The sequence below is a fragment of the Synechococcus sp. RC10B2 genome (genome assembly GCF_047502635.1).
Genome location: NZ_JANSHO010000078.1, coordinates 89,943 through 106,930 on the forward strand (window position 1 = coordinate 89,943; position 16,988 = coordinate 106,930).

Annotated in this window: 15 protein-coding genes and 1 pseudogene; 5 read left to right on the forward strand and 11 right to left on the reverse strand. The window is 59.1% G+C overall.

Going from position 1 to position 16,988, the window contains the following annotated elements; genetic code table 11:
• Positions 1-4 precede the first annotated feature (4 nt).
• From NW855_RS12230 to NW855_RS12250, 5 genes are read right to left on the reverse strand one after another with little or no spacing between them, the layout of a single operon-like run.
• On the reverse strand, positions 5-286 hold the full coding sequence (locus NW855_RS12230; RefSeq protein ID WP_011430583.1) for a monovalent cation/H(+) antiporter subunit G: 282 nt from the start codon (positions 284-286) through the stop codon (positions 5-7).
• 11 nt (positions 287-297) lie between these two features.
• Positions 298-549 carry a hypothetical protein gene (locus NW855_RS12235; protein WP_011430584.1) on the reverse strand — a complete coding sequence of 84 codons (252 nt, stop codon included), beginning with the start codon at positions 547-549 and terminating at the stop codon, positions 298-300.
• Positions 546-950 (reverse strand): Na+/H+ antiporter subunit E, encoded by a 405-nt coding sequence (locus NW855_RS12240; RefSeq protein WP_041438403.1) that lies wholly within the window; start codon positions 948-950, stop codon positions 546-548. The genes NW855_RS12235 and NW855_RS12240 overlap by 4 nt, the downstream gene beginning before the upstream one ends.
• Entirely contained in the window at positions 934-2,424 is a 1,491-nt protein-coding gene (locus tag NW855_RS12245) for a cation:proton antiporter (protein ID WP_414508830.1), read from the reverse strand. Before NW855_RS12245 ends, NW855_RS12240 begins: the two co-directional genes overlap by 17 nt.
• Positions 2,417-2,755: a cation:proton antiporter subunit C gene (locus tag NW855_RS12250; RefSeq protein WP_011430587.1), complete on the reverse strand. Its 339-nt coding sequence runs from the start codon at positions 2,753-2,755 to the stop codon at positions 2,417-2,419. The genes NW855_RS12245 and NW855_RS12250 overlap by 8 nt, the downstream gene beginning before the upstream one ends.
• A gap of 169 nt (positions 2,756-2,924) precedes the next feature.
• Between NW855_RS12250 and NW855_RS12255 the strand changes: the two are divergent.
• Both NW855_RS12255 and NW855_RS12260 read left to right on the forward strand, forming a co-directional pair.
• A pseudogene (locus NW855_RS12255) lies at positions 2,925-3,864 on the forward strand (RNA-guided endonuclease TnpB family protein); the annotation flags it as partial.
• A gap of 465 nt (positions 3,865-4,329) precedes the next feature.
• Positions 4,330-4,851 carry a MarR family winged helix-turn-helix transcriptional regulator gene (locus NW855_RS12260; RefSeq protein WP_228375232.1) on the forward strand — a complete coding sequence of 174 codons (522 nt, stop codon included), beginning with the start codon at positions 4,330-4,332 and terminating at the stop codon, positions 4,849-4,851.
• A 9-nt stretch (positions 4,852-4,860) separates the two neighbouring features.
• Here NW855_RS12260 and NW855_RS12265 read toward each other — a convergent pair whose 3' ends face one another.
• On the reverse strand, positions 4,861-5,136 hold the full coding sequence (locus NW855_RS12265) for a hypothetical protein (RefSeq protein WP_099813128.1): 276 nt from the start codon (positions 5,134-5,136) through the stop codon (positions 4,861-4,863).
• 208 nt (positions 5,137-5,344) lie between these two features.
• Here NW855_RS12265 and NW855_RS12270 point away from each other — a divergent pair, with 208 nt between their 5' ends.
• A complete protein-coding gene (locus tag NW855_RS12270; RefSeq protein WP_099813127.1) occupies positions 5,345-5,872 on the forward strand; it encodes a TM2 domain-containing protein in 528 nt (175 codons plus the stop codon).
• Positions 5,873-5,879: 7 nt separating this feature from the next.
• On the opposite strand, the gene NW855_RS12275 is transcribed toward NW855_RS12270, so the two are convergent.
• Genes NW855_RS12275 through mfd form a run of 3 tightly spaced genes read right to left on the reverse strand, consistent with a single transcriptional unit; the run spans position 5,880 to position 11,171 of the window.
• Positions 5,880-6,662 (reverse strand): ABC transporter permease, encoded by a 783-nt coding sequence (locus NW855_RS12275; protein WP_011430591.1) that lies wholly within the window; start codon positions 6,660-6,662, stop codon positions 5,880-5,882.
• The gene (locus NW855_RS12280; RefSeq protein ID WP_228375236.1) at positions 6,659-7,651 is read right to left on the reverse strand and encodes an ABC transporter ATP-binding protein; all 993 of its coding nucleotides are present in this window, start codon (positions 7,649-7,651) and stop codon (positions 6,659-6,661) included. Before NW855_RS12280 ends, NW855_RS12275 begins: the two co-directional genes overlap by 4 nt.
• Before the next feature lie 46 nt (positions 7,652-7,697).
• Positions 7,698-11,171: a transcription-repair coupling factor gene (gene mfd, locus NW855_RS12285; protein ID WP_414508831.1), complete on the reverse strand. Its 3,474-nt coding sequence runs from the start codon at positions 11,169-11,171 to the stop codon at positions 7,698-7,700.
• A 409-nt stretch (positions 11,172-11,580) separates the two neighbouring features.
• Between mfd and NW855_RS12290 the strand changes: the two genes are divergently transcribed.
• Both NW855_RS12290 and cydB read left to right on the forward strand, forming a co-directional pair.
• Positions 11,581-13,014 carry a cytochrome ubiquinol oxidase subunit I gene (locus NW855_RS12290; RefSeq protein ID WP_414508832.1) on the forward strand — a complete coding sequence of 478 codons (1,434 nt, stop codon included), beginning with the start codon at positions 11,581-11,583 and terminating at the stop codon, positions 13,012-13,014.
• A gap of 160 nt (positions 13,015-13,174) precedes the next feature.
• Positions 13,175-14,224 (forward strand): cytochrome d ubiquinol oxidase subunit II, encoded by a 1,050-nt coding sequence (cydB, locus tag NW855_RS12295; protein WP_099813124.1) that lies wholly within the window; start codon positions 13,175-13,177, stop codon positions 14,222-14,224.
• A 109-nt stretch (positions 14,225-14,333) separates the two neighbouring features.
• On the opposite strand, the gene NW855_RS12300 is transcribed toward cydB, so the two are convergent.
• On the reverse strand, positions 14,334-15,935 hold the full coding sequence (locus tag NW855_RS12300) for a mechanosensitive ion channel (protein WP_414508833.1): 1,602 nt from the start codon (positions 15,933-15,935) through the stop codon (positions 14,334-14,336).
• Between the two features lie 523 nt (positions 15,936-16,458).
• Positions 16,459-16,986, reverse strand: a complete 528-nt coding sequence (gene rimI / locus NW855_RS12305) for a ribosomal protein S18-alanine N-acetyltransferase (RefSeq protein ID WP_011430598.1) — start codon at positions 16,984-16,986, stop codon at positions 16,459-16,461.
• Positions 16,987-16,988: the final 2 nt, after the last annotated feature.

Sequence of the window (16,988 nt, forward strand, 5' to 3'; positions counted from 1 at the left end):
CCTCCTATAGGGACTTGCGCTGCGAGCAAAAGGCCAGCACATAGCCCAAGATGGTGTTCCAAATGGCCAAGGAAATCAGGGCCAACACCAGCAGAGGCCACTCCCTTGGGATCCGCAGCAACAGCCCCAGCATGATGCTCATGGATCCCAGCGTGTCCGACACCGAAAGGCCGTGCAGCTTAAACAAAATCGAGCGATCCCCAAGGAGCGGCGCTGTTCCCCACAGCCAAAACAGCACCCCGATCCCAAACAGAAGATAGCTGAGAGCCTCCACCAAAACTTCCATGTTGATTCCCCTTAAAGCATTTCCAAGCGCTTGAGCACGTGGGCCAGCAGCATTAGGGCTGCATTGCCCACCGACAAAATCAAGACCCCCACAATCCCGATCATCCAGTCATCCCGCACCACAGATACCACCAAAACCAGGATGGCCGTCTTGGTCGATAAGCTGGCAAAAGCCAGCATCGTCTGCCAAATATCCTCCTTCAGCCAGGCGGCATACAGCGGCAGGCATAGGGTCAAAGTCAGCAGAAACAGCAGTAGATTCACGCCTCCTCCCGCGGCTTGAGCAGATGCACCTCGTAGGTGCCTTGGGCATCGCAATTGAGCACAATGGTTTTGGGCGTAAAAGTAATCAAAAAGATGTCGAGAAACACTAGTCCCGCCGAACGATTGGGGAGAGTTTGTTTGTATACAACCTCCTCTACGGTGTGGGGTCTGAGGATCATCTCAAAGGCCTCCCAGTAAGCTTTCGGAACGGCGAAAACGATCTCCCTGAGCACCCGCCCCCAATCCCGCCACCGCACCGGCGCAGAGGCCTGCCGAGGCAGCAGCAGCGTCGCCGCCACCCCGATGGCCACATTGTCCCAACTCAGATTACCCGTCAGCAAAAACCAAATCAAAAGCCGCAGGCCAATTTCCAGCAAGCCCAACTCAGGGTAGCGCCACATGGTTCACTCCACTTAGCAGAATCCAGGCCAGCACCAACACCACGCTCAAGCCGCCCACCACTGCCTCTAGCCCTTCATCCAGACGCCATCCCTTCACAGGAATTCGCTCCCAAAACCAGCCCAGCGGGATCCCGAGGCCCAAGCTAAGGAACGCCTTGATGAGATTATCGACGTCATAGGCCGCTGGCAGCCAGAACCAGAGCAAGCCCCCGCCCCAAAGGACTAGGGCCACCTTGTCTGGCCAACCGGCTGCCGGGGTAGTGTCCCCGTTTGTTTGAGAAGGAAAAGCTCGCAGCACCCGCACGGCTATGCAGGTGGTGCCGACAGTAACCCCCACCAGCAGCCACTCGTGCCAGGGATCCAGAGCTGACAAGCTAAGGGCCTTGGCTGCATAGCCCAAAGTGCCGGGCACCCCCGCCAGCGAGGCCGTCCCCAAGATCAGCAGCGACCAGCGCCAGCGATTGGTTATCGCAGCCCCGACAAACAACAAGGGCTTCGCCAGCCCATGGGCCAGGCCGTACAAACCCGCCCACTGGGGTGCAGCGATGACAAATCCCATCTGCGACACCGAGCTCCAGGCCAAAAGGCGCTGGGGCGTGCTGGCCATCAAAGCCAGAAGGATCCCAAAGACCGCCGCGCCTGCGCTGAAGTAGGGCAGCCCCTGCGCCAAGACGGGCGAGAACTCGCTGCAGCGCACAAGGGCCATGGCGCCTGCTTTTGTAGTAAAACCGCTGAGCACCGCCGCAATGACAGGATCGGCAGTGGCGTAGGTGAGGGGCAGCCACAGGCCGGCGACGAAGACTGCCCCCTTGGCCAGAAGGCCAACGGCAATCAAGGCAAGAGCCGTGGGGTCGGCCAGGGCCAAGCCGCTCATCGCCAGGGATCCGGTGCGCACATAGACCAGCATGGATCCCACCAGGTAGAGGAGCATGGCCACATTGCTCATGAACAGGTAGCGCAGCCCCACCCAGAGCTGACGGTCGCGAGAGCGGTGCGGGGCGCTTTCCCCCAGGATCGGCTGGGACTCTGATCGGCGACTGTAGGTGAGCAGCAAAAACACGCCGATGCTGAGCACCTCCAGGGCCACATAGACGCTGATCAGGTCAGCGCTGATGACGACGGCGTTGGCGCTGCCGTGGACGATCAGCAACTGCATGGCCAGAAAGCGGCTGCCCACAAAGCGCCGATCCAAATACAGGGCCACCCCAAGGGTGACCAGGCCATGGGCCAGGAGCATGGCCGCGGCGTTGCCATCGATCCGCAACGTCACCCCGAAGTGATCCAGCAACTGGAGCTCCAACGGCGCAGCAGTTGCCCCTGGCAGGCCTCCCTGCTGCACTGCGTAGGCTATCGTCAGTCCAGCCATGATGACCAGGCTGGGACGGGTCAAAGCCGGCAGCAAGTAGGTGGCAAAGGCCAGCCAAAAGGGCAGTGCCACCCAGACCAACGTCAGTTCGGTCGTCAGCTCAGTCATCAGCTACCGCCTGCTCAATACTCTCCACTTCCAAGGTGGGATGATCGCGGGACAGCTTCATCACCCCCACCAACATCAGGGCTTGTACCGACAGGCCGATGACGATGGCCGTGAGGATGATTCCTTGCGGAACCGGGTCGGCATAGTCCACCTGGCGCCAGGGCTTGTAGATGGGAGTGAACACGCCGGTGCGGGCGGCCCAAATGACAAAAAAGGCGATGACCCCGGTGCTCATCACATCCATGGCCAAGATTTTCATGATCAGATTGCGCTTGACCACCACTCCCCAAAAGCCCAGCAGGATCGTAAGGATAATTGCAGCGTGTGCCATGGGTACCTTGCCGTTTGAGCCTCGATGGTGATTTTCCATTCAGCTAGAAGCCGCAGGAGCCCTGCTCCGTACCCCCCTATATCCCCCCCGTATACGGGGGGACTGGGGGGCCGGGGGCCGGGCCGGTCAGTGACGGGAGAAATGCGGTCTGTTGATGTACCATCACAGCATGACTCAAGTCCTGACCATCTCCTGCAAGCTCAAGGTATCTAATTCCCAAGCCGCCAAGCTGGATGCGACTCTGGACGCCTTTGTGCAGGCCTTGAACTGGGTCAACCAAAACACGCCGGAGAAGATCCTCAACGCCCTTAAGCTCCAATCTCTGGGTTACCGCGACATCCGTGCCCGCTTTGGCCTATCCAGCAACCTGGCACAACAGGTATGCAGACGGGTGGTATCTGCCCGCAAGACTGCCAGCCAGAAAAAACCGTCCGGTCAAAGCCTTCAAGGCGGGCTTCGTGACCTACGCTGCCCGCATCTTCTCCTTCCGAGCGAAAGACTGGACAGTATCGCTCACCACCGTTGAGGGGCGGGAACGGTTGGAGCTGTCCATCGGCAACTATCAACGAGGGATGCTGGCCGGCACCAATCCCCAATCGGCCACGGTGGTCAAACGCAAAGAGGGTTCTTACTCCATCCAGATTTGTGTGGAGCATGACCTGCCGGAGCCGCAAAACACCGCCAAGGTCATGGGGGTGGACTTGGGTAGAAAAGACATTGCACACACCTCAGAGGGGGATAACTGGCATGGACAGCCGTTGAACCAGGTCAGAGACCACTACTTCTGGTTGAGAGCGATCCTCCAACAAAAAGCCAGTCAGGGCAGACGCAGTTCACGGCGGAGATGTCGGGAACTGCTGCAACGGCTGTCTGGTCAGGAGAGACGCTTGCAAACCTGGGTCAATCCCTGCATCTCCAAGGCTATTGTTTCCAGGGCAAAGGCGACCGATAGCACGATTGCCTGGGCAGACCTCACTGGAATCAGAGAGCGTGTCAACTCACAGCCGCGCAACAAAACCGAGCGTCGGCGGTCCAATAGTTGGGCGTTCTATCAACTGAGGCAGTTTGTGTACTACAAGGCGCTGCGGGCTGGGGTGAAGGTTGTGGTGGGACGCAGACTACAACGGAGCGTTAGCATCAGCGAAGCGTAGCGCCTATGTCATTGCACTTTTGGGGGCTGCTGTAAACCAGCCGCCCTACATCCCCCCGTATACGGGGGGAAGGGGGGCGGTCGGAGTCGGGTAGTTTACTATCCAACTTCCGCAGCCGCAGCAGCCAGATGGCGACATCTCGTCCGAGGGATCCGCCCAGACGCAGCCGGGATCCCCAGGGCTGAGGCTCGAGGTCGCTGAAAATAAGCTGGAAACACACTGGGCCGTTTCCGGTCTTCGCCCCGCTTCCCTAAGCCCCCTCTGGATATGGAGAGAGCTCTTGTACGCTGCCTTGGGATGGAATAGCTTCATGGAGTTGGCGTAATGGCCGTCAATTTGCATTAGGACTATATTGCAGTCGGCTATCATGAAGCCAAAACTGTTCTTGTCGGATGGATTAGTCTCGTTCGACGATCTGCAGCGATGCCCAGTTCTGCTGAGTCTCTGTCCTCTCCGCTTCCCCAAGGCGAGGCCCTCAAGCCCTCGGTGGTGGCGGCGCGGGAGCCTTTTTTGGGGCTGCTGAGGGATCTGGCACGGGCTTACCAAGCCTTTGAAAATTACGCCGGCGCTCACATTCGGCAGATGGGGCTGACTGCCCCCCAATTTGACGTGTTGGTAACCCTCGGCAACACCCCCGGCCTGACGATGAATGTCCTGGCCCAGAAGACACTGGTTACCAAGGGGACGCTGACCGGGATCGTGGATCGCCTGGAGCAGAAGGGGTTGGTGCGCCGCGAGGTACCCCCAGAAAACCGCCGCTGCTTCAAGATCGTGCTTACCGAAGAGGGGGAAAAACTGTTTGAGCAGGTTTTCCCGGCCCATGTGGCCTACCTAAAGGAGCGCTTTCAGAAGTTGGATCCAGAAGAGATGGCCCAGATCCAGGCTTGCCTGAAAAAGCTGCAGTCTATTTTCCATCTCCCTCGGGGGCAGACCCAGGATTGTTGAGGAGGCCTCTTACCCCAAGACCCAGAGCATCAAGACGACGCCCAGGGTAACGGCGGCAAAGAGGGCGTAGCTAATCCGGCGCAGCGGCTGCAGTTGCATGGCATGTAGATCCTTAAGCCAGCCCAGCCCCAGCGATTCCACAAAGCGATCCAGCACGGCCTGCATGGGGTAGGCGTAAACGGATCCCTGTTCTTTGAAGTTCACCAGCAGGACCAGCAGCGTGGCGTAGCCCCAGAGGAGGCCCCAGAGCACAGCACTCAACCCGATCAAGATGGGCTCAAGCATCGAGCTTCCTTGGCCTTCGGTAGGCGTGACCCCCGCTTCCTCAGTGTGACGAAGTTTTGCAAGATGGAAGGGTTGGATCCCATTTTCAGGCTCTTTTCTGCTTGAAGCCACATCCAGGCCTGCTTTTTAGGACAGGGGAAGGAGGGTTGTCCAACGCAAAAGATGGCAGACTAGGGTTACCTGCCCCACCTCTTCTGGACGAGTCCCTATGAGCTCTCGCTACCTGCTGCTCCCCGCCGAGCCCAAATCGGTCGGTATTGCCTATCTCCTCTGGGCGCTGGGCATATTCGGCATCTGCGGTGTCCATCGCCTCTACTTGGGCAAGACTGTGACGGGCCTTCTCTGGCTTTTGACCTTTGGGCTCTTGGGCTTTGGCCAGTTGATCGACCTGTTTCTGATCCCAGGCATGGTGGACGACCACAACTTCAAGCTGGCCGTCTTGCAGGGGATCCGCCCCTCTCCGGCTCCCGCCAAGGGGGTCTCGGCGCCGCCTCAGCCTTTGAAGGGTCAGGCTTTGATGCGGGAGATCCTGCGGCTGGCGCAGCAGCGGCAGGGGATCCTCACCCTCTCGGAGATCGCCATCGAACTGCCTGCTGATTTTGACGAGATTGAAAAGGCGCTGCGAGAGCTGAGCCGCCGGGGCATCGCCTCCCCCGAGAACAACCTAACCACCGGCGCCGTGGAGTACCACTTCCCTCACCTGTTGCGCTCCCCTGGCGACCGACGCTCCCTCTGACAACGTCCTACTGGGATCCCAGGATGCCGCGCTGTTTGGCTAGCTGCATCGCCCGGCGAAAGGCCAGCAGCCCCAAGGCGAAGTAGAACACGCCGCTGGCCAGAGCCATGAGCAGCCGCAAGGGATCCAAACCCGCCTCCCGCACCATCACATCTCGCAGCAAGCCGGCCCCCGCCGTCATGGGCAGCATCTGCCCCAGCCACTTCAGGGATCCCGACCACTCTTCTGTGGGGGTGGCCAACAGAAACAGCAGGCCAAATTGGCTGAGGATCAACAGTTGTTGGATGCGCTTCCAAATCAAGGCGGCGGATCCCAGCAAAAACGAGAAGCCATAGGCCCCCAGCACCACGCTCGCCAACGGCAACAACAGGGTGGGGGGAAAGTGCAGCCGGCTGCCGGTAAGCAACAGGATGATCCCCAAGATAACGACAACGGTTGAAAAGCGCAGCACCAAGCTGGCGCAGGCCCGCGCCAAAAACAGGGTGGCCGCCGAAAAGGGCGAGAGCAACACCTGCTCCAAGGTGCCTGTCTGGGCTTCCACCTGCAGGTTGAGGGCAATGTCGTTGACCACAAAAATGACCAGCGTCCAGAGCACATAGCCAATCACCACCGCATCCAGCCGTTGTCCAAACTGCGAGGCCGGCCCCGCCACATACTGAGCGCCGGCAAAGAGGGCATAGAAGAAAAAAGTGGTGATCAGGATCCCGCCCAGGGCTTCTGCCGGATAGCGGATGTACTGGATCCAGGCCCGCTTCAGCTCGGCCCAAAATAGGTACAGCAGTGGCCTCATCCCTGCTCCCTTCTCCTTTTCAACAGCTTGAGGAAAATGTGGGTGAGATCCGCTTCCTCGCGCTTGATCCTGAGCAAGGGCAAGGGCTTGAGGATCTCCAGCACCTGATACAAAGTCTCCGAGGAGCCGCTGAAGCGCAGCTGATGGGATCCCAGGATCTCCACCCCTTGCTGGGCCAGGCGTTCCGCCCGGCTGGGATCCAGCTTCTGCTCCAACTCAATCCGGTAAGAGCCGGCGGCGCCGGCAAACTGCCGGATCATCTCCTGCGTGGGAGCTTGGGCAATAATTATCCCCCGCTCGATCACAGCCACTTGGTCTGAGAGCGCCTCGGCTATATCCAGTTGGTGGGTGGTGAGGAGAATGGCCCGACCTGAAGCGGCAATTTGGCGGATCAAGGATTTCACCGCTTGGGCGGCTTCTACATCCAACCCCAAGGTAGGCTCATCCAGCAACAGCAGAGCCGGCTGGTGCAGAAGGGCAACAGCAATGGCCACCTTCTGCTGCATACCCCGCGAAAGGGTTTGCACGGCAACATCCCGCTTCTCCCCCAGGCCAAAGGTCTCCAGCAGCTCTGCCCCCCGTTGGCGAGCCGTTCTGGGGGATAACCCCCGCAGCACGCCAAAGTACTCCAGGTTTTGCAAGGGGGTAAGCCGCCAGTAGAGGTTGCGATTGCCTTCCAGCACCGCTCCCACCTGGGCCAGCGCACCCGGATCGGCGTGGGGATCCCGCCCCAGGATGCGCACGCTGCCGGCATCGGGCTGGATCAGCCCGGCGATCATCTTGATGGTGGTGGTCTTGCCGGCCCCGTTGGGCCCCAGAAAAGCCAGGATCTCCCCTGCCGCAATCGCCAGGGAGACATCCACCACTGCCCGAACCTCCTTGCCCCCCTGCCGGTAGGTTTTCTGAAGGTGGTGGGCTTCTAGAACCTTCATGGGGCAAACACGAGGCAAAAGGGAGTGCAAAAGTTCCACCCGAGAAGGGCCGGCCATCCATCCCAGTTTCTCACGGCAGAGCCCAGCCCCCCCGCAGCCAGGACTAGGTGGCTGTTGGGATCCGGGCTTCCATCAGGGCCAAGCTCATTTTGTCCAGCCACTGCAAAAGGTTCTCCAGTTGCTGGGCCGCAGGCACCATTCCCAGGCCCCGCACCGTCACCTTGCCCGGCTGATAGACAAAGCGAGACTGCAAATGGGCCGGCAGGGCTTCCTTGAGGCGGTTCCAGGCCGGCTCCTCCATGGGGGTTTCCAAAAGCACATGCTCCTTGGCCGGCCTAATGCGGGAAAAGCCCAGCGTGCGGGCCAAAATCTTCAGCTCCATCACCCGCAGCAGCTCCTGGGTGGGCTTGGGCAAGGGGCCAAAGCGATCCTGCCATTCCTGGGCAATTTGCAACAGTTCGACCCGAGAGCCGGCAGCCGCCAATTGGCGATAGGCCTGCATCTTTTGATCTTCGTCAGGGATATAGCTCTGCGGGATCATGGCCGTTATATTGAGGTCAATTTGCGTGTCTTCCACCTGCGGGATCTCTTGGCCGCGAATTTCTCGAATCGCCTCTTGCAACATCTCCAAGTAGAGATCAAAGCCCACCGCGTTGAGTTGTCCGGATTGCTGAGTTCCCAAGAGGTTGCCAATGCCGCGAATTTCCATGTCCCGCAGCGCCAACTGATAGCCGGATCCCAGTTGGGTAAATTCCTGAATGGCCTGCAGGCGCTTGCGGGCCTCTTCGGTGAGGATGCCATCTTCTCGGTAGAACAGCCAAGCATGAGCTTGGATCCCGGCCCGGCCCACCCGTCCTCGCAGTTGGTAAAGCTGAGCCAGACCAAACTCCTGGGCATTTTCGATCAAAATAGTGTTGACACGGGGAATATCTAAACCGGATTCAATAATGGTGGTGCAGACCAAGATATCGATTTCTCCGTTGTTAAAAGCCAGCATGGTCGCTTCCAGCTCCCCTTCCGGCATCTGCCCATGGGCAATGGCAATGCGGGCACCGGGCACCCATTCCCGCAATTTGGCGCTGGTCTCTTCGATCTCTTCAATGCGGTTGACCACATAAAAGACTTGCCCGCCGCGATCCAACTCTTGGCGGATAGCCGTGCGAATGACCTCAGGATTGTAGGGAGAAAGGTGAGTTTTAATCGGGCGCCGCGAGGGCGGGGGAGTCTGGATCAGGCTCATTTCCCTCAACCCCGACAAAGCCATGTACAGCGTGCGGGGAATGGGGGTAGCCGTAAGGGTGAGCACATCCACCTGGGTTTTGAGGAGTTTAATTTTCTCTTTTTGGTTGACGCCAAAGCGCTGTTCTTCGTCAATGACCAGAAGACCCAAATCGCGAAACTGCACATCCTTGCCCAAAAGTTGGTGGGTGCCCACAATGACATCGAGTTCGCCACTTTTGAGGCGGGCCAGGATCTCTTTTTTCTCTTCGGGAGTGCGGAAGCGGTTGAGCAACCCCACTTGAATGGGGTAGGGGGCAAAGCGCTCTTTGAGAGTGTGGTAGTGCTGCTGGGTGAGAATAGTGGTTGGCGCTAGAAGAGCTACCTGCTTGCCGGCGGTTACGGCCTTAAAGATGGCGCGGATGGCCACCTCCGTTTTGCCAAAGCCCACATCGCCACACAGCAGTCTATCCATGGGGCGGGGAGACTCCATATCCCGCTTGATCTCCTGGACGGCGCGAATTTGATCCGGTGTTAGAGGATAGGGAAAAGACTCCTCAAACTCCTGTTGCCAAGGAGAATCGGGCGGGAAGGCATAGCCCTCCTGTTCGGCCCGTTTGGCGTAGAGCTGCAGCAGGTCAAGGGCCACTTTACGCAGGCTCTTTTTGACTTTTTGCTTGGTCTTTTCCCAGGTGCTGCCGGACATTTTGTGCGGTGCAGGGGGCCCATCTCCACTGGCCCGGTAGCGCGAGAGGGAGTTGACCTGGTCGGCAGCCACCCGCAACAAGCCATCGCTGTATTGAATGACCAGGTATTCTCGGGTTTCGCCGCCAATGGTGAGGCTTTCCAGCCGTAAGAACTGGCCGATGCCATGGGCCTTGTGGACAACAAAATCCCCCGGCTTGAGCAGGTTGGGATCCACCTGGCGGGAGCTGGCCTGGCGGCGCTTGCGCACATAGGTGGGGGTGGCCAGGCTGTGCTGGCCGAAAAACTCGCGGTCGGTGAGCACCACCCACCCCAGCGTGGGCAGGAGAAACCCCTCCAGATCTGCCAAGCCGGAGTACTTCAGGGCCACCGGCGTGTAGGACTGGAGCTGGCGCTCGATGGCGGGGAAGTCTTTGGGGTTGGGCACATACTGGGCCGGGCAGTCGTGTTCCTGCAGCAGGGCCACGGTGCGGGAGGGCTGGGCAGAGAGGATCCACACCTGCAACTGCTGCTTGCGGTACTCGCGCAGGGTTTTGGCCAGGGATCCAAACTGGTGGGGGATGGTAGGAACGGGCCGGCTTTTCAGGTCGATGGCGGCGGATTCGGCGGGGTCGGAGCTGGCAAAGGCGCGGGCCAACAGGCGGGGGAAGGGATCCCATTCAGGGGCCTCGAGATCGAAGGGGCGGTGGAAGGGGAGCAGAGCCGGCTCGGCAGCCTGGGCCAACTGCCACTGCTCTTGGGCGTGGTCTAGCCACTGCCGGCTGTGGGCCTGGCACTGCTCCGGCTCGTCGATCAGGATCAAAGTATCGGGATCCAAGTAGCTCAGCAGGTTGGCCGGAGGATCGTAGAGCAGGCCGAGAAAACGGCGCAGGCCTTCAGGGGGGGCGGATCCCTGCGCTAGCTGCTGCCGCAGGGCGGGGGAAAGCTGCTCCATCTTTTCCTGGAGCGCCGGCCAGAGGATGGGTCCATAGCCGGTGGGGGTCAGCCAGACAGAGGGGATCCCGTCTTGGGAGCGCTGGCTGACCGGGTCAAACTCCCGCAGCCGCTCCAGCTCGTTGCCAAACCACTCCAGGCGCACCGGCCACTCGCAGGCCACCGGGAAAACGTCGAGAATATCGCCCCTTTGGCTCCACTGACCCTCACTTTCCACCAGGCTGACCCGCTGATAGCCCAGCCGGGTCAACTGCTGCCCCAACTGCTGCGGCGACAGCTCCGCGCCGGCTTCCAGCCGGAGGCAGAAAGACTGAAACACCTTTGGGGGGGGGAGGTGGGGTTGCAGGGCCCGCTCCGTGGCCACAATGGCCATGCCCTTCCTGCCCTGGAGACAATCGGCCAGCACCTGCAATTGTCCCCACACCAGCTCCGGCTCCAGGTCAAACGGCTCGTAAGGGGAAGCCTCGGAGGTGGGATAAAGCTGCACGCTCTCCCAGCCCATGCCCTCCAGTTGCGCCGTCCAGCGGCCCGCCTCTTCCAAAGTGGCAGTCACCACCAGCAGGGATCTTCCCTCCTGCTGGGCCAAAGCCGAGGCAACTAGCCCCTTCGCGATCCGACCTGCCCCCTGAATGGCAGCCCGCCGCCGCGATCTCAAGCGGGCGGCCAACTCTTGCATCGAGCCCGATCGGGCGAGAAAGTGCACCAGCGGGACAAACGACATTTTCCTCCCACACTGCCAACTCAAGCCGGGATCCCAATTCTGGCAGGCTCTGCGGCCAATTTGCATGACGTTACTCCCGCCTCTCCACCAGCCATTTCGGGAGCCCGGACGCGGATCCCTAGGCTGCCGAGTTTAGAACCCTGTTTATTCTGTAGTCTGCTTTACACGAAGAGAACCCCTCCTCTCAGGATCCTAAAGTTAACCTTTAGAATCGAGCAGCCCATCGATGGTCTTGGTCAAGATGTGATCTTAGAAGGAACAAAGAGGATAGCCTTCCCGGCCTCATTCAAATGGGTAGGGATGTCTGCAGCTGAGAAGATATCCCCCCTACATAGGGATGTGCCTGCACAAGCTGTAGCAGAGATTGTCGGGAAAAGTCGAATTCGCCCATCCAAACTTGGTGCCAATCATGTTTCTAGATACCCTTGCACTTTCTCGTCTCCAGTTTGCCCTCACGGCCATGTTTCATATGCTATGGCCGGTTTTAACAACAGGAATGTCCATCTATCTTGTTGTAATTGAGGGACTTTGGCTGAAAACTCGCAATCTAGATTACTATCGCCACGCTCGCTTCTGGTCAAAGATCTACGTGTTAAACTTTGGCCTTGGCGTGGCCTCGGGGTTGCCGATGGCCTTTCAGTTTGGCATGAACTGGGCCCCTTTTTCTGAGGCGGTAGGTGACTTCTTTGGAACCATCCTAGGATTTGAGGGCACGATGGCCTTTATGCTGGAGGCCAGCTTCCTGGGGATCATGCTGTTTGGCTGGGAGCGGGTGCCGCCAGTAATTCACTGGATCTCGACAATCTTAGTGGCCTTCGGTGCCAACCTCTCTACCTTTTGGATCCTGACGGCCAACTCCTGGCTGCAGACGCCGGCAGGGGGGATATTTGTCGATGGGAAGTTCGTGGTACGTGACTACCTGCAGGCCATTTTCAATCCCTTCATGGTCAATAGCTTTCTGCACATGTTTTTTGCCACTTTGGAAACCTCTTTGTTTGTCATCGGTGGCATCAGCGCCTGGTACATTCTCAAGCGGCGGCACAGCGAGTTTTTTTCCCGCTCCCTCAAAGTGGTCCTGGTGATGGCGCTGGTGGTGGCCCCTCTGCAGGTGTTTATTGGCCACTTGAGCGCGGAGCAAGTGTATCGCTATCAACCGGCCAAGCTGGCGGCTATGGAGGCCCAGTGGGAGACGCTCCCCGCCGGCGAGAGGGCGGACTGGAGCCTGTTTGCCTTGCCCAATGAGCGTGAGGAGCGCAACGAGTGGGAGGTGAAGATCCCCGGCGCGCTGGGCTACCTGCTCGAGTTCAAGCCCAGGCTGGATCGACCGGTGCAGGGCCTGAAAGCTTGGGATCCCCAAAATCGCCCTCACATGATTGGCCTCATCTACTACTCCTTTAGGACGATGGTGGCCATTGGCTTCTTTATGGCCGGGCTCGTGGGGGCTACCTTGATCCAGTGGTTGAGGGGCAAACTGTCGGCGGAGGCCCTTTCCCAGCAGAAGTGGCTGATGTGGGCTTGGGTCTTTGCCGGCCCCTTGGGCTACATTGCCGTCGAGGCTGGCTGGATTGTCCGCTGTGTTGGCCGGCAGCCCTGGATTGTGTACGAGCAACTGCGCACGGCGGAATCGGTTTCGCCGCTGCCGCCAGGAGAGGTGCTGTTTTCTTTGGTCGGCCTGAGCGCCTTGTACACGGTGTTTTTCGTGGCCGCTCTTTACTTCGGCAGCCGCATCATCCGCAAAGGGCCTAATCTGGAGCTGCCTGCCCCCGTTCCGGCAACCCAGCCGGTGATCGTGATCGAGCCTGCCAGCCACGAGCCGGATCGCCGTCCGGCAGAAGCTCGGTAGCGCCGGTGCAGCTCCAACAGAACCCAGGCGACACAGCAGGCTCCTTATCCAAACAGCAGCCAAGCCGTTGGTTACGTCGATTTCCAATTCCCCTCTCCCAGAGGGCGAGGGGGGTAATGTCTCGAACTGGTTGGAAATACCCAAAGCGGAGAGAAGGACGATGGAATCTTTCGAGCCTTTACAGCAGTTTTTGCCGCAAGTCTGGTTTTTTATCCTCGGTCTATTCCTATTCCTTTATGTCTTGCTGGATGGATTTGACTTGGGAGTGGGCATCCTCTCCCTGACGGCCTCCAGCGAAACGCGCCGCAGCATTCTCATGACCAGCCTGGGCAATGTTTGGGATGCCAACGAGACCTGGCTGGTGCTGATGGGGGGATCCCTGTTCGGGGCCTTCCCCCTCGCCTACGCCACCATTCTCAACGCCCTCTACCTGCCGCTGGTGATCATGGTGGTGGGCCTGATCTTGCGGGCCGTTTCCTTCGAGTTTCGGGAAAACGCCGACAACAAGCTGGTCTGGAACCTGGCCTTTGGGGTGGGTAGCTTTTTGGCGGCGCTGGGCCAGGGGTTTGCCCTGGGCAGCGTCTTCGAAGGGATCCGCGTTGATGAAGCCGGCCACTTTGCCGGCAGCCCCTGGGATTGGCTGACCTGGCGGACAGTGTTGGTGGCCCTCACCCTGATTCAGGGCTATGTCTTAGTTGGCTCGGCCTACTTAATTGTGAAGACCACGGGGGAACTCCAGAAAACCTACTACAAAACGGCAACCATCGCCACCTGGACAACGTTGCTGGGGGCAGTGTTTATCACCATCAGCACCCCCATCATGTCGGAGCAAGCGCGCTCCCAACTTTTCTCGCCTCCTCTTTTCTATATCTTTGCTGCCATCCCCGTTTTGGGGCTTTTGTTGGTGGCTCTGTTGCTGCGCAGCCTGCGCCGGCGAGAAGAAACTAGCGTGTTGGTTTATACCTTTCTCATCTTTGCCCTTTCTTTTATTGGCCTGGGGTTTATGGTTTTCCCCAACATTATTCCTCCCAGCGTCACCATCTACGAGGCAGCAGCTTCTCCCAGTTCGCTGGTGTTTATGCTTACCTTTATTGGCTTTTTGATCCCGGTTATCTTGTCCTACAACATCTACAACTACGTGGTGTTCCGGGGCAAAATTGTGGTGCAGGAAGCAGCAGCAGAAGAGGCCAAAGTTCCGGAAGCAGCTTAAAAGGTCTCAGCGCAATCCAATTGAAACCCCGCCGGACGTTTTGCCAGGCGGGGCAGGCTTTTATCTTGCAGCTCTGGGAAGCTAGACAGGGTTAACCGTCTCCAAGACTTCACTCCCGCTTAAGCCACTGCCGGATTTGCTCGGCAGCCACATCGCGACCTCCCAAGCCAAAAGCCAAGGCCACCGCGACGGCAATCGCGCCCAGCACCAAGCCAAAGGCCAGCACCACGATATCGGTGGCCACGCCCATCTGCTGCAAGGCCATGGCGCCGACAAAGACCAGGATGGCCGCCCGCGCCGCCTGGGCCAGCACCCCTGAGGAGGGGTTGCCCAAGCTCTTGATCATGGAATGGGCCAAATTGGCCAGGTAAAGGCCGATCCCGAACACCAGGGCGCCGATGAGCACCCGACCGGAAATCAGCAACAGCCCCTGGACGATGTCGGTCAAAGCGGCAAACTGCAGCAACTCCACCGCCGGCACCGCCCCGAACAAGACCACGCCCACCCAGACCACCAAGCCGGCAATCTCAGAGGGGGTGCGCCGCTTCGCCAACGCCGAGGGATCCCCTTCAGCGGCAGGCGCTTCAGGAGCAGTGGCCAAGGGCCAGCCCAGGCTGGCAGCCAGGCGGTCGAAGCCCGCCGCCTGCAGCAACTGGGTTACCAAGCCGGCCAAGAACTGCCCCAGCCAATAAAAGACGAGCAGGATGAGAACGGATCCCGCAACCAGGGGAATGGCCCGCAACACCTGCTCCAGCATCGCCACTGCCGGATCCGAGATGGCCCGGACTTCCAAAACATTGAGAGCTGCAATCACCGCCGGGATCAACACCAAGATATAGGCCACCGTGCCCACCGTCTGGGCCAACTGGGGAATGCCAAAGCGTGCCCCCAAGCGGTTGGCTCCCGTTGCGGCTAGCAAATTGGAGATGAGGCCGCGTACGATGCGGGCCAAAAACCAGCCCACCACACCGATGACCACCGCTCCCAAAATGCGCGGCACCATCGATAGGATTTGATCCAGCAGGTTTTGTACCGGCTGCAGCGGCCCCCGCAGGTTGAGCGTATCCAGGATGAGCGGCAAGAAGAACAGGAGAACCAACCAGTAGAGCGCGTCGCCCAAGGCTTCATTCAAGAGAAAAGGAGCGACCTCGTTAGCGCCCCCCTCTGGCTTAGCGGCCGTTCCCTCTGGAGCCCCCTCTGCTCCTGCTTCCGGTTGCAAGGGCTGAGCCAGCCGCTCGTCCAAGTTAAAGCGCCGCAGCCCTTGGATAACCGCCAGCCGGGCAACCGTGGCCACCGCCCAGCCCACCCCTAGCAGCACCAGCGCCCCACCCAGCCGCGGCAGATAGACGAAAATTTCTCCCAAAAACCTGTTGAGCGGCTCGGAGACGGCCTGAAGCTGTAGGGCATTCAGCACCGCCACCAACACAAAAGCCAGGATGATCCAGTAAACCGCAGCAGCCACCCAGCGCTCGGTTTGCGGCAGCTTCTCGCCGGGCCTTTGGCCCATAATCCAAGCGGCCAAGCGGTTATCGAGCTGCGTCCGCTTGAGCAGCCCCCGAACGCCAAAGGCCACCGCTGTGGCCACGATCCAACCCAGAATTAAGATGCCAATCGCCGCCAGGAGATTGGGCATAAAGTCGATAAGCCTAGACCAAAGACTCACGAAAAAAGAGATGGTCTCATCCCCAATGGTGTTTCTCGAGGTGTCCATGACTGTCCTCACAGCTTGCAAATGCTCAGGATGCACAAATGATAAGAGTAGGTTAGCCTGAAGCGCTTTTTCAGGCAAGCTGGCCCGACAGGGGGGGGGAAAGCACGAATTTAAGCAGGAGTGCTGAATCTCGATGTAAAACTTTACGTTTATTCACATCAGCCTAGGAAATTGGCCGAGGCTCCAGGGGTGCCACTGAACAGGGGGGTCTGCTTAGGTTGTAGTATGTCTTGGCCTATCGTCAGATTGTCCGCAGCCATTTATCTAATTGCAATCTTAAATCGCAAAAGATGCTCCTAATTGGCTGTAGCCAAATTTTGCCTAAAAAAGTTACATCTGGCAGCTTGCGTCCAGGAGAAGAGGAAATCTGAATGATCTACAAAACCTACAAAATAACGACAAGTTCAGCCGGGCAGTTAAAGCTCTGTCGATATTGATCTTCTGTAGGATTGCCAGACTTGGCTGCCGGTTTGTCTAGGGATCTGGTTGCGAACTTCCACAAATTTTCAGTGTTGTTGCTTTTCTAGATTGGCTTTTTCCAATAGACCAGCGCATCTTCTCCGCTGTAATAGCCCTTGCGGCGTCCCAGCAATTGAAACCCTGCCGATTCGTAGAGGTGGATGGCGGCGTGGTTAGAGGCTCTGACCTCGAGCGTGGCCCAGCGACAGCCTGCGGCTCGAGCGTGATTGAACAGCTCCTCCAGGATCCTGCGGCCCAAGCCGCGCCGCCGATGGTCGGGATCCACCGCCAACGAGATAATGTGGGCTTCTTCTTCGATGCGCCAGAGGATGCCAAAGCCCACGAGCGCTTGGGTCGTTTGCGTCGCGAGGTCTGGAGAGGGAGGGGGGAACTCCGTTCGGCCCAAGCCACAGGAAGCGCCAGCGGCAGCCGGTTCCGCCACAACCCCGATCACCGTGCTGCTGGGTCTTTCCAGCTCCGCGCGATAGCCCTGTTCTCCCCAGTATCCGCCGTAGCAGCGGCGATCCAGCTCCAGCAATTGGGGCAGGGCGGTGAGGTCGAGCACCTGCAGCCGATAACTCGTACCGCTCATGG

Excerpts from the sequence above, each read along its gene's own strand:
- NW855_RS12230 (WP_011430583.1), bottom strand. The coding sequence starts at position 286 with ATGGAAGTTTTGGTGGAGGCTCTCAGCTATCTTCTGTTTGGGATCGGG.
- NW855_RS12240 (WP_041438403.1), bottom strand. The coding sequence starts at position 950 with ATGTGGCGCTACCCTGAGTTGGGCTTGCTGGAAATTGGCCTGCGGCTT.
- NW855_RS12245 (WP_414508830.1), bottom strand. The coding sequence starts at position 2,424 with ATGACTGAGCTGACGACCGAACTGACGTTGGTCTGGGTGGCACTGCCC.
- NW855_RS12250 (WP_011430587.1), bottom strand. The coding sequence starts at position 2,755 with ATGGCACACGCTGCAATTATCCTTACGATCCTGCTGGGCTTTTGGGGA.
- NW855_RS12260 (WP_228375232.1), top strand. The coding sequence starts at position 4,330 with ATGCCCAGTTCTGCTGAGTCTCTGTCCTCTCCGCTTCCCCAAGGCGAG.
- NW855_RS12265 (WP_099813128.1), bottom strand. The coding sequence starts at position 5,136 with ATGCTTGAGCCCATCTTGATCGGGTTGAGTGCTGTGCTCTGGGGCCTC.
- NW855_RS12270 (WP_099813127.1), top strand. The coding sequence starts at position 5,345 with ATGAGCTCTCGCTACCTGCTGCTCCCCGCCGAGCCCAAATCGGTCGGT.
- NW855_RS12275 (WP_011430591.1), bottom strand. The coding sequence starts at position 6,662 with ATGAGGCCACTGCTGTACCTATTTTGGGCCGAGCTGAAGCGGGCCTGG.
- NW855_RS12280 (WP_228375236.1), bottom strand. The coding sequence starts at position 7,651 with ATGGCCGGCCCTTCTCGGGTGGAACTTTTGCACTCCCTTTTGCCTCGT.
- mfd (WP_414508831.1), bottom strand. The coding sequence starts at position 11,171 with ATGTCGTTTGTCCCGCTGGTGCACTTTCTCGCCCGATCGGGCTCGATG.
- NW855_RS12290 (WP_414508832.1), top strand. The coding sequence starts at position 11,581 with ATGTTTCTAGATACCCTTGCACTTTCTCGTCTCCAGTTTGCCCTCACG.
- cydB (WP_099813124.1), top strand. The coding sequence starts at position 13,175 with ATGGAATCTTTCGAGCCTTTACAGCAGTTTTTGCCGCAAGTCTGGTTT.
- NW855_RS12300 (WP_414508833.1), bottom strand. The coding sequence starts at position 15,935 with ATGGACACCTCGAGAAACACCATTGGGGATGAGACCATCTCTTTTTTC.
- rimI (WP_011430598.1), bottom strand. The coding sequence starts at position 16,986 with ATGAGCGGTACGAGTTATCGGCTGCAGGTGCTCGACCTCACCGCCCTG.